This is a genomic window from Microbulbifer sp. CnH-101-G, from assembly GCF_052466775.1.
On the sequence record NZ_CP174292.1, the window covers coordinates 745,001 to 757,076 of the forward strand.

Below are 12,076 nucleotides of genomic sequence, written 5' to 3' on the forward strand. Positions count from 1 at the left end.
TCAAGCACACAATCCGGCGTTCAGGCCAATGATTTATTGTTGAGTCTGAATGTTAAAGTCGTTAGTAGTCGTTTGTGTTGTATGGTCAAGCGACTAAGCGTATACGGTGGATGCCTTGGCAGCTGGAGGCGATGAAGGACGTAGGAGCCTGCGAAAAGTCTAGGGGAGCTGGCACACAAGCTTTGATCCTAGAATGTCCGAATGGGGAAACCCACTCCTTTTAGGAGTATCCCTAACTGAATACATAGGTTAGGGAGGCGAACCCGGGGAACTGAAACATCTAAGTACCCGGAGGAAAAGAAATCAACCGAGATTCCCTGAGTAGCGGCGAGCGAAAGGGGATTAGCCCTTAAGCTCTTTATGTTTTAGTGGAAGGTTCTGGAAAGTACCGCGATACAGGGTGATAGCCCCGTACACGAAAAGGCATTTAGAGTGAAATCGAGTAGGTCGGGACACGTGTTATCTTGACTGAATATGGGGGGACCATCCTCCAAGGCTAAATACTCCCAGCTGACCGATAGTGAACCAGTACCGTGAGGGAAAGGCGAAAAGAACCCCGGAGAGGGGAGTGAAATAGAACCTGAAACCGTATACGTACAAGCAGTAGGAGCCCTTCGGGGTGACTGCGTACCTTTTGTATAATGGGTCAGCGACTTATTGTCTGTAGCAAGGTTAACCGCTTAGGGGAGCCGTAGAGAAATCGAGTCTTAATAGGGCGTTTAGTTGCAGGCAATAGACCCGAAACCCGGCGATCTATCCATGGGCAGGTTGAAGGTTGAGTAACATCAACTGGAGGACCGAACCCACTAATGTTGAAAAATTAGGGGATGACCTGTGGATCGGAGTGAAAGGCTAATCAAGCCGGGAGATAGCTGGTTCTCCTCGAAAGCTATTTAGGTAGCGCCTCGCGTCTCACCCTCGGGGGTAGAGCACTGTTTGGGCTAGGGGGTCATCCCGACTTACCAACCCCATGCAAACTCCGAATACCGAGGAGTGCAATCGCGGGAGACACACGGCGGGTGCTAACGTCCGTCGTGGAAAGGGAAACAACCCAGACCGCCAGCTAAGGTCCCAAATACCAGTTAAGTGGGAAACGATGTGGGAAGGCCCAGACAGCTAGGAGGTTGGCTTAGAAGCAGCCATCCTTTAAAGAAAGCGTAATAGCTCACTAGTCGAGTCGGCCTGCGCGGAAGATATACCGGGGCTAAAACTGGTAACCGAAGCTGCGGATGCTCTTAGGAGCATGGTAGAGGAGCGTTGTGTAAGCCGTTGAAGGTGGATCGGGAGGTCTGCTGGAGGTATCACAAGTGCGAATGCTGACATGAGTAACGACAAGGGAGGTGAAAAACCTCCCCGCCGGAAGACCAAGGGTTCCTGTCCAACGCTAATCGGGACAGGGTTAGTCGACCCCTAAGGCGAGGGCGAAAGCCGTAGTCGATGGGAAACAGGTTAATATTCCTGTACTCGCTATTACTGCGACGGAGTGACGGAGAAGGCTAGGCCAGCATGGCGATTGGTTGTCCATGTTTAAGGTTGTAGGCTGGGGACTTAGGCAAATCCGGGTCCCTAAGGCTGAGAACTGATGACGAAGCCCACTTAGTGGGTGAAGTGGTTGATGCCCTGCTTCCAGGAAAAACTTCTAAGCTTCAGGTAATAGTGAATCGTACTCTAAACCGACACAGGTGGTCAGGTAGAGAATACCAAGGCGCTTGAGAGAACTCTGGTGAAGGAACTAGGCAAAATGGTACCGTAACTTCGGGAGAAGGTACGCCGGTTTTGGTGATGGGACTTGCTCCCTAAGCTGAGGCCGGTCGAAGTGACCAGGTGGCTGCGACTGTTTATTAAAAACATAGCACTCTGCAAACTCGTAAGAGGACGTATAGGGTGTGACGCCTGCCCGGTGCCGGAAGGTTAATTGATGGGGTTAGCTTCGGCGAAGCTCTTGATCGAAGCCCCGGTAAACGGCGGCCGTAACTATAACGGTCCTAAGGTAGCGAAATTCCTTGTCGGGTAAGTTCCGACCTGCACGAATGGCGTAACGATGGCCACGCTGTCTCCACCAGAGACTCAGTGAAATTGAAATCGCTGTTAAGATGCAGTGTACCCGCGGCTAGACGGAAAGACCCCGTGAACCTTTACTACAGCTTTGCACTGAACTTTGAGCCTACTTGTGTAGGATAGGTGGGAGGCTTTGAAGCAGTAACGCTAGTTGCTGTGGAGCCGTCCTTGAAATACCACCCTGGTATGTTTGAGGTTCTAACTCTGGTCCGTTATCCGGATCGAGGACAGTGTATGGTGGGTAGTTTGACTGGGGCGGTCTCCTCCCAAAGAGTAACGGAGGAGTACGAAGGTGCACTCAGCATGGTCGGAAATCATGCAATGAGCATAATGGTATAAGTGCGCTTGACTGCGAGTCAGACATGACGAGCAGGTACGAAAGTAGGTCATAGTGATCCGGTGGTTCTGTATGGAAGGGCCATCGCTCAACGGATAAAAGGTACTCCGGGGATAACAGGCTGATACCGCCCAAGAGTTCACATCGACGGCGGTGTTTGGCACCTCGATGTCGGCTCATCACATCCTGGGGCTGAAGCCGGTCCCAAGGGTATGGCTGTTCGCCATTTAAAGTGGTACGCGAGCTGGGTTTAGAACGTCGTGAGACAGTTCGGTCCCTATCTGCCGTGGGCGTTGGAGATTTGAGAAGAGTTGCTCCTAGTACGAGAGGACCGGAGTGAACGAACCTCTGGTGTTCCGGTTGTCACGCCAGTGGCATTGCCGGGTAGCTATGTTCGGACGGGATAACCGCTGAAAGCATCTAAGCGGGAAGCCTCCTTCAAGATAAGATCTCCCTGACTCCTTGAGAGTCCTAAAGGGCCGTGGAAGACTACCACGTTGATAGGCTGGGTGTGGAAGCGCTGTGAGGCGTTGAGCTAACCAGTACTAATTGCCCGTGCGGCTTGACCATACAACAGAGATGGTTACTAACGACTAGCTAAGCTAGCGGATTGTGAGCAAGAGACATACAATCGCTTGCGGTGTATTACTACAGATTGTTTTACCGACTAATTTGGGTTGACTGTTAACTGCTGAAAAAGCAATGGCAAACGAACAGTCAAACGGCAGCGCAGGGCAAACGCCCATAAGACCAACGCCAACCCAAGCCAGTTTGCCTGACGACAATAGAGTTGTGGAACCACCTGATCCCTTGCCGAACTCAGAAGTGAAACGCAACATCGCCGATGGTAGTGTGGGGTCTCCCCATGTGAGAGTAGGTCATCGTCAGGCTTCTAATCCGAAAGGGCCACCCAATGGGTGGCCCTTTTTTTATGTGTGAAAAAATGGTTAATAAAAATAATAAAAGCAGAAAATAGAAAAAGAGTTGGAAGAAAAATCCGCTCTAGAGAAAAGTAAAAACTCCGTTCAAACTCCAGCCAAATTTTTGCTCGCAACACTTCTACTGAAAAATCCTACTCGATTAAAATCCTAATAAACTAGAAAACTTCCTCAAACCACTGGAAGATTTCTAACTCTATAAATAAAGTACTTTCCTGATAAATTTCGCAAACATAATAAAAATAAGCAATGCAGAAAAACACGCTGCTTTATTTAATCCGCAGCTCGCCTACCCCCAAAAAATCCTCCGGAATTAAAGATTAATTTCCAGTACAAGAAAGTCATTGCACTGAAAAACTGACCCAGAAATACCAATAAAAAATTCGGTGATTTTTTGCACGTTTTGGTGAGCCTGAGCAACTACGGGCCCTGGCGCGGATATACCGCAGTTATGCACAAGTCTATCCAGACTTTCTGTTAGTAAAGCCAGCCTGAAAAGTGGATAAATGGCTTGTACTCAAAAATACTCCACAAGTTCTCCCAAGTGATCTGTTAATTTGTCATTCTCAGAATAATCAACAGGACAGGCAATCACAGAAACTGTGTGCGCTGCCAAGGCTTGCTTCAGGGTTGGTAAGAGTTGATCGCTTTCTTCGATTAAATAAGCCGTTGCGCCAAAACTTTCAGTATATTTAACAAAATCCGGGTTCTGGAAGTCGACATGGCTGTGATGCTTGAGCTCTAGATCCATTTTCCATTTGATGAGCCCATAGCTGCTATCAACAAAAATTAAAATAACAATGGGAATACTCTCACGGATTGCGGTTTCAATTTCTTGAGAGTTCATCATAAAGCTGCCGTCACCCATCACTGCGAGTACCCTACGCTCAGGATAGGCGAGCTTGACACCAATGGCGCCCGGTAGGGCAAAGGCCATAGTGGCGAGCCCGTTGGAGATCAGACAGGTATTGGGCTTGTATGCTGGATACAGACGTGCCATCCACATCTTCACTGCACCGGTATCGGTGAGCACGATATCATCTGCCTCCATAGCTTCCCGAATATCTGCAACAACCCGTTGGGGTTTCATTGGGCAGGCATTAGATGCCTTACCGTTGCCAATCTCTTTGCTGAGTAATTTTTGTATTTTGTAATCTTCGCTAGTCAGATTTGGCTTGGCTTTTACATGTTTGGTTAATTCTTTTAGGGAAAGAGTTATATCTCCTTCTATACCTTGTGCGATATTGAAATTGGCATCGACTTCCGCTGGAAAATTATGGATATAGATGATTTTTTTATCCGCTCTTGGGTTTATTCGTGCTGGTGGCATTTCCTGGAGTTCATAGCCTATACAGACAACAACGTCGGCGGTATCAAAGCCAAAATTGGCATAGTCGTGGACCATAAAACCCATCACCCCCAGCGAGTTTGGGTGATTCTCTGGCATGGTGCCTTTTCCATGAAATGTGCTGGCTACTGCTACATTTAAAGCCTCAGAAAACTGAACCAAAGCCTCCTGGGCATTAGCTCGGGCCGCCCCATGACCAACAAGAACAATAGGTCTTTGCGATTGGTTTAATATTTTTGCCGCACTCTTGATTTTCTCCATAGATGGAGCGGGGTTCTGCATGGTGTTAACAGGCAGTGGATGTTTATTAGTAGAAACTGCTATAGCCGCTATGTCTTCTGGAACACATAAGTAACATGCTCCGGGTCGCTCCTCTTGAGAGATCTTGAATGCTGCACGTACCAGTTCGGAGGTGGACTCTGGATTTATGATCATCTTTGATGACTTAGTGACAGGCTCAAACATCTTCACTAGATCAATATACTGATGGGTTTCTTTATAAAGCCTATCGATACCTGCCTGGGCACTAATTGCTACGAGGGGAGTGCTATCGGCATTGGCATCGGCCACTCCCAGTAGCAGATTGATGGCTCCCGGACCAAGGGTTGCACAGCACACGCCAGCTTTCCCTGTAACCCGGCCATACATATCTGCCATAAAAGCGGCAGCCTGTTCCGAGCGGGCAAGGATAAATCGTAAGCGGGAGCCATTTATGGCATCGATAAAGAGGATATTTTCTTCTCCGGGAATTCCAAATATAAATTCAACCCCTTCATTCTCAAGGCAGGAAACCATCAGTTCTGAAACGTTTGTTAGAGTGTTATTCATAGATATTTCCTTGGCATGAAGTTCGACTATCTATTAAATAAGCGGAGACTTTAGTCGAAGGCGTTACCAAGAATAGGTGGTAATTCATTTGTTTTACTAAACCGCTCCTTTTTAATGAAATTACTGCCAGAATACCAAAATAAGCTCGCAATTTTAGAGGGATTTTGGCGCTTATTCTTTATTTATTAGGTTGCCTGCTAATCGCTTGTTAGGATCGCTATAAAAAGAAAAAGAGAGTTTAATTCATGTGGCAGTTAAAGCTTCTATTGAGACTAATAGTTTTGGTTTCTCTTGGTTATGTCGCCGTTGGGTGTATGGGAAAGGGAGAGAAAATAACATCTCAACAAATACAAAGCTCTTCTTATGAGGCGGCTGCACGCATTGATGGTCGGGTAATTACCCTACAGGAGCTAGATAGTACTTTAGAGTTGGCTTTATATGATATAGCAGAGCAGGAATATGAATTACGTTTGAATAAACTCAATGCCTGGATAGATAAAGAAAACGGCAACATTGCATCCAGTAAAAAAATTGAGATTCTTTTGACTACTCCTGAGCCGCCGAGAATTACTTTGCCCACTGCTAGTCAGGATCCTCGAGGTAGCAGGGAGGCCCCTGTTACTTTAGCGGTTTTCTGCTCCTTTGAGTCCCCACACTGTAAAGCTATACAACCTGTTATACGTCGTCTTATGTCGACCTATAAGGGGTGGGTAAGCCAGGTACACTTTGATTTTCCACTTAAGTTTCACAGAGAAGGTATCCGGGCTGGCACGGCAGCACGCTGCGCGGCTGATCAAGGCAGATTTTGGGAGTACCACGATGCATTATATGTATTAACACCAGAAATTGATGGGGATACTTATTTCCAACTAATCGGGCAGTTACAATTAGATGCTCAGAAGTTTGAAATGTGTTTATCCAGTAATACCCCCAAAGCATCTGTACTTGAAAATAGGAACTGGGCACTAGGTCTAGGGCTTAAAAATGTACCTGTTGTCTTTATTAATGGCTTATATCTAAAAGGGCCGCGTAAATTTGAGCAATATGCCTATTGGATAGAAAAAGAGTTGCGGTCTATGGGCATAAATCCAAAAGAGACCTATGTTTGGAAAGATGATGAGATTATTGATGATCGTGATTTACCAATCACCGGTTTGCCACTTACTTTACTGGGGGTTAGTGAATCCAGTGTTAAGAGCAAATCAAAGGCGTTGATCCAAATAAAGGAAGCTGTGGCTAAATATTATAATGTAGGGCAAGAATTGTTAGCTGGTGCCTCCTTGCTCCGTCTTCACTCTAGTTATGCAGTTATTGAAAGTAAAGAAGGTCTGGAGAAGTTACCTTTGAAAGGGAAGGGGGGCACTGATGTTTTACAGACGCATTCCTATGAACAGAATGCTGAATTAAAGCGGCGCATTGAGCAGCCTTTGGGGCCCGGGAGCCGCCAGCTGATAGCTTCTTCAGGAGTTCTTACCTTAGGGCAGTCTTGGCTGAGTAAGCAGTTGGAGCAACGGGAAGTTCTGGAAGCCAAATTTATCGAGGCCGAATTGGAGGTTGAGGGACATCACCTGATGCGACTCGAAGGTATCACAAATAATGAGTTCTTCACCGCCCTGGGTTTTCAAGAGAATGATGTCCTAATGAGAGTTAATGATAGCTGGGTACATAGTGGTCAAAATAACCTATGGGATGCCCTTACCAGCGGTCAGATTATCGATGTGGCTTTTATGCGAAAGGGGTTGCCCCAGCGAATACAATATGTTGTTGAAGAGCAGGGCTATTTTGAGAAAGATTGAAGATAGCCTAAGAGAGGTAAAGAAAGGTAAATAGTTATGGGCCCACTGAGAAGTTTTCAGGAGGGCCCAATGTTCACCGAATGGACGACTAGTTATTTATCTGGATTGCCCTGCCAAAGTAGATCGGCAACGATGTTTTGGCCCTGTATACTGGGGTGGAAGCAGTCTCCACCACCAATGTCATCTTTGCCAAACTGGAAGGTACCAGCATTTACCTCATCTTCCCCAGTATACTCGGCTATCACTTCAACACCATTGGTGCCATTATAGCTCTCCGCCTCCTCAACGAGAATTTCATTGTAGCGACGTTGAGCTGCAGTAATTGCGTTGTAGCGAGTGGCAAAGTCTTCTCCATTTAAACTGCCGCCATTAGTGGCTATTTTGCAAATTCCAAAGGTTGACCAAACATGTTCACAATTTACCCGGGAATTGCTTGACTGCTTGGCTAAGCCGGCTGCTCGCAGATCCTGCACCCTTGGTACTGAGCCTAAAAGAATGGTAGATCCATTGGGAAGTCCGTCGACGAGTTTATCTAAGCCCGCTTGAATTGCTGAGCGCCACTCACTTTCTGTGTATAGAGGATCATCACAGTTATTGGGATCGGTACAATCCCGGTTACAAATATCGTTTCCTCCGAGAACAACTTCTACATGGTCGGGGATATTTGATTGAGATAAAATTCGATCAGCCTGAACAGCAAAGTTCTTTTTTCCTCCGCGCATTTCTGCCCCTGACTCAGCAGCTTTTTTATTCGCAGCCATGCTGGGTGAAATGATCTTGTACTTATCGTAAATACTCTCAACGGAGTTTTTATCACCATCAAACCAGGAGTGTTCTGGTTGGTCTCCACCGAGGAGACAAAACAAATCCCAGAAATACTTGTTACGGGTACAGTCTGCTCCGAATGCCATGGTAATACTGTCACCAGCAGCAACGGATTTAGAAGGGGCAGCTAAAGCTGTCGGTATCGACATAACACTTAAAACGAGTGCTGTTATAACTCCATATCTATTCCACATTGTATTTTCTCCCACACCGACTTTCGTCGTAGTTCATTATTGTTTTAAAACTGGATCGGTGAACCTGTGCAGTTTAGGTTGACGTGGAATGAGTGCCGGTGGGAATGATATCGACCGCTGGGTCAGCTTCAAATAAGTTGAAGCGTGTTGAATTTTTGTCGCCTAGAGCATCGAGATTTTTTGGTTGTAGCGCCATGGAGAGGGTTATTTAGAGTCTGTTGAAAGTTGAGATCGACCACCTGTTCATATTCGAGAGCTTCCACTATACTGCGCTCTACTTGTCGGAGTGCCTGTGGGCTGAGATCGCTATTGCGAGATCCGTTGAACCTGATCGGGGTAACCCCCGCGTAGGGAACAAGATCTGAAGTCGCCTGTTTTTTTACAGTTTGGCGGCTTTTCTCTTTGCGTGTGCCCTGGACGCTGCGACCTTTAAATCCTCAAGCTTTAAGGTTACGCATGTCCGAGATCATTGAACAATCCGGCAAAGCCGGAAAATCCACCCGCGCTGCCAGCCGCGATTCTGCTAAAGCATTTCTTGAGAACCTTACGGTTCAATCTTTTCCCAATTCACGAAAGGTGTATTTACCTGGGGAAACGCCGGATATTCAGGTTGGCGCTCGCCAAATCTGCCTGGGGGATAGCGTGGTAGGTGGAGATGCAGACAATCCCCTTCTGGAGCCCAATGAGCCGCTCACCGTATACGATACATCTGGACCCTATTCTGAACCTGATTTCAAAGTCGATGTACGCCAGGGGCTACCTAAGTTGCGTCAGGGCTGGGTAGAAGCTAGAGGCGATACAGAGCAGTTGGATTCCCGTCAAGCCGCCTATAGCCAGAAACGTATGGCAGACCAAGGGCTGGATCATATCCGCTTTGAAAATCTTCCCAGCCCGCTTCGGGCTAAACCGGGAAGTAATGTATCGCAAATGCACTATGCCCGCCGCGGTATCATCACGTCGGAGATGGAATTTGTCGCTGTTCGTGAAAATATGGGGCGCGCCAAACTCGCTTCAGAAATGAGTGAAAGCCAATATCAAAAAGCGCGCGATAGTATTTTTATTCCCGCGCAAATCACTCCCGAATTTGTTCGCAGGGAAGTCGCCGAAGGTCGGGCGATTATTCCCGCGAATATCAATCACCCGGAAGTGGAACCGATGATTATCGGGCGCAACTTCCTATGTAAGGTGAATGCAAATATTGGTAATTCTGCCGTGACTTCTTCTATTGAAGAGGAGGTGGAAAAGCTGGTTTGGTCCACCAAGTGGGGTGCCGATACCGTGATGGATCTCTCCACTGGCGCCAATATTCACGAAACCCGTGAATGGATTTTGCGAAATTCTCCGGTACCTATTGGTACAGTACCGATTTATCAAGCGCTGGAAAAAGTGAACGGCATTGCCGAAGACCTGAACTGGGATGTCTATCGCGATACTTTAATTGAACAGGCGGAGCAGGGAGTGGATTATTTCACCATCCATGCTGGTGTGCTGTTGCGTTATGTACCGCTTACAGCGAAGCGTATGACCGGTATTGTTTCGCGGGGTGGTTCTATCATGGCCAAATGGTGTCTGGCACACCACAAAGAGAATTTCCTCTATACCCACTTCGAAGAAATCTGTGAAATCATGAAAGCTTACGATGTGAGCTTTAGCCTCGGTGATGGTCTGCGCCCAGGTTCCATCGCCGATGCCAATGATGAGGCACAATTTGGAGAGCTGCATACTCTTGGCGAGCTCACAGAAGTTGCATGGAAGCACGATGTGCAGACCATGATTGAAGGACCGGGGCATGTGGCTATTCACAAAATCAAAGAAAATATGGATGAGCAGCTAAAGCACTGCCACGGCGCGCCTTTTTATACCCTCGGCCCGCTGACTACGGATATTGCCCCCGGTTACGACCACATTACCTCTGGCATAGGTGCAGCATTAATCGGAACTTACGGTTGCGCCATGCTCTGCTACGTGACGCCTAAAGAGCATTTGGGTCTACCCAATAAAGAGGATGTTAAAGAGGGCTTGATGGCCTATAAGATTGCGGCTCATGCCGCAGACTTGGCCAAGGGACATCCACGAGCACAAAAGCGCGATGACGCCCTGTCAAAAGCCCGCTTTGAATTCCGCTGGGAAGATCAGTTTAACCTCGGTTTGGACCCGGAGCGGGCACGAGCCTATCACGATGAAACTCTGCCTAAAGAATCCGGCAAGGTAGCGCACTTCTGTTCTATGTGTGGACCAAAATTCTGCTCCATGAAAATTACTCAGGATGTGCGCGATTACGCGGCCAAACAAGAAGCAGAGCGGGGAATGGAGGAGATGTCGATTAAATTTAAGGATATGGGTAGCGAAATTTATCACAAGGGCTGATGCGATTCTGGGGGAGGGTAGCTCCCCCAATCTTTGTATGAGTGCGGTGGAGTAAAGGGAGTTTGCTATCGCCAGTATCTATTTGATTTTGTGAAGATGGGTGATCTGTGACAGGCAAAACCAAAGCCAGTATAGCTATTGCCGGTGGCGGTCTTCTGGGGCGGCTACTCGCCTGGCGGCTCAGTCGGCGAGACCTGGATATAACATTGTTTGAGGCCGGCGATTTGTCGGCATCGGAAGGCGGTGCCTGCTGGACGGCGGCGGGGATGATCTCGCCACTATCTGAGTTGGTGCACAGTGATAAACGAGTCTACCAACTGGGACTGCAAAGCCTTGAGCTATGGTCTGACTGGTCCAGGCAACTGGAGCAGCAGAGTGGGTGCAAAGTGGAGTACCGCAGCGCGGGCTCGATTCTGGTGGCACACGGTAAAGACAGGAGTGAGTTATTACAATTCCTGAGGGAGTTGCAGGGTAAGTTGGGCGAATCCGCCAGGGAGCAGGTGCAACCGCTGGATGCCAATGCACTGGCTGAGTTGGAGCCTGCCCTGCAAAGCTTTGAGCAGGGGCTTTACCTGCGGGGTGAAGCGGATATCAATAATCAATGCCTGTTACCCATATTGCTGAGCATATTGCGCCAGCAGGGTGTGCATTTAAGAGAACACAGTAAGGTGAGTTGTGAAGCTGGACAAATTTCTCTTGCTTCAGGGGAAGAGAAATTCGACTGTGTGATCGACTGTCGTGGCCTCGGTGCCAAGGGGCAGGTGGAGGGCTTGCGCGGTGTCCGCGGTGAGGTGATGGTCGTGGAATCCCGAGAGGTGGTTTTACAGCGTCCAGTGCGCCTGCTTCATCCCCGCTACAAACTCTACGCCGTGCCTCGCAGTGATGGCCGCACTGTGATTGGCGCTACAGAAATTGAAAGCGAAGATCTGTCCCCGATTTCGGTACGCTCTAGCATGGAACTCTCCTCTGCCCTTTATTCCCTTAATCCGGCATTTGCCGAGGCTCGTATTGTGGAGACTCGAGTGAACTGTCGCCCTGCCACTATGGATAATCTGCCATATATACACAATGAGGATGGGCTGGTTCGGGTAAATGGCCTCTATCGCCACGGCTATCTTTTAGCGCCGGCGATGGTAGAGCAGGTCGTGAATCAAGTAACTCAACAACGGTTACAGGTGGTTTGATGCAGATATCAATCAATGGGGAAGCTCACAGCCTCGAATCTCCCATAAAACTCACTGCACTTTTACAACAACTTGGATATCGCGGAGAAACATTTGCCGTTGCGGTAAACGGTAGTTTTGTCAGCCGCTCGGAATATGGTAATACACAGATTAATAGCGGCGATAGCCTGGATATTGTTGCGCCAGTAGTGGGGGGTTAGA

The 12,076-nt window shown here is 48.0% G+C and carries 6 protein-coding genes, 2 rRNA genes and 1 riboswitch; of the genes, 6 read left to right on the plus strand and 2 right to left on the minus strand.

Annotated features, from left to right (window positions below; all coding sequences use genetic code 11):
- The first annotated feature begins 83 nt into the window (after window positions 1-83).
- Together ACJJID_RS03465 and rrf are read left to right on the plus strand one after the other, a co-directional pair.
- Window positions 84-2,965: ribosomal RNA gene (locus ACJJID_RS03465) — 23S ribosomal RNA — on the plus strand.
- Between the two features lie 204 nt (window positions 2,966-3,169).
- Window positions 3,170-3,285 (plus strand): 5S ribosomal RNA (gene rrf / locus ACJJID_RS03470).
- 565 nt (window positions 3,286-3,850) lie between these two features.
- Here rrf and ACJJID_RS03475 read toward each other — a convergent pair.
- On the minus strand, window positions 3,851-5,509 hold the full coding sequence (locus tag ACJJID_RS03475) for an acetolactate synthase large subunit (RefSeq protein ID WP_444921497.1): 1,659 nt from the start codon (window positions 5,507-5,509) through the stop codon (window positions 3,851-3,853).
- Window positions 5,510-5,754: 245 nt separating this feature from the next.
- Between ACJJID_RS03475 and ACJJID_RS03480 the strand changes: the two genes are divergently transcribed.
- Window positions 5,755-7,305 carry a thioredoxin domain-containing protein gene (locus tag ACJJID_RS03480; RefSeq protein WP_444921498.1) on the plus strand — a complete coding sequence of 517 codons (1,551 nt, stop codon included), beginning with the start codon at window positions 5,755-5,757 and terminating at the stop codon, window positions 7,303-7,305.
- A gap of 92 nt (window positions 7,306-7,397) precedes the next feature.
- Here the strand turns inward: ACJJID_RS03480 and ACJJID_RS03485 are convergent, their stop codons facing one another.
- On the minus strand, window positions 7,398-8,324 hold the full coding sequence (locus tag ACJJID_RS03485) for an SGNH/GDSL hydrolase family protein (protein ID WP_444921499.1): 927 nt from the start codon (window positions 8,322-8,324) through the stop codon (window positions 7,398-7,400).
- Between the two features lie 272 nt (window positions 8,325-8,596).
- Window positions 8,597-8,695, plus strand: a riboswitch (TPP riboswitch).
- 85 nt (window positions 8,696-8,780) lie between these two features.
- Between ACJJID_RS03485 and thiC the strand changes: the two genes are divergently transcribed.
- From thiC to thiS, 3 genes are all read left to right on the plus strand, one after another.
- Window positions 8,781-10,691 carry a phosphomethylpyrimidine synthase ThiC gene (gene thiC, locus ACJJID_RS03490; protein WP_444921500.1) on the plus strand — a complete coding sequence of 637 codons (1,911 nt, stop codon included), beginning with the start codon at window positions 8,781-8,783 and terminating at the stop codon, window positions 10,689-10,691.
- 107 nt (window positions 10,692-10,798) lie between these two features.
- Entirely contained in the window at window positions 10,799-11,875 is a 1,077-nt protein-coding gene (gene thiO / locus ACJJID_RS03495) for a glycine oxidase ThiO (RefSeq protein WP_444921501.1), read from the plus strand.
- Window positions 11,875-12,075 (plus strand): sulfur carrier protein ThiS, encoded by a 201-nt coding sequence (gene thiS / locus ACJJID_RS03500; RefSeq protein ID WP_444921502.1) that lies wholly within the window; start codon window positions 11,875-11,877, stop codon window positions 12,073-12,075. The genes thiO and thiS overlap by 1 nt, the downstream gene beginning before the upstream one ends.
- Window position 12,076: the final 1 nt, after the last annotated feature.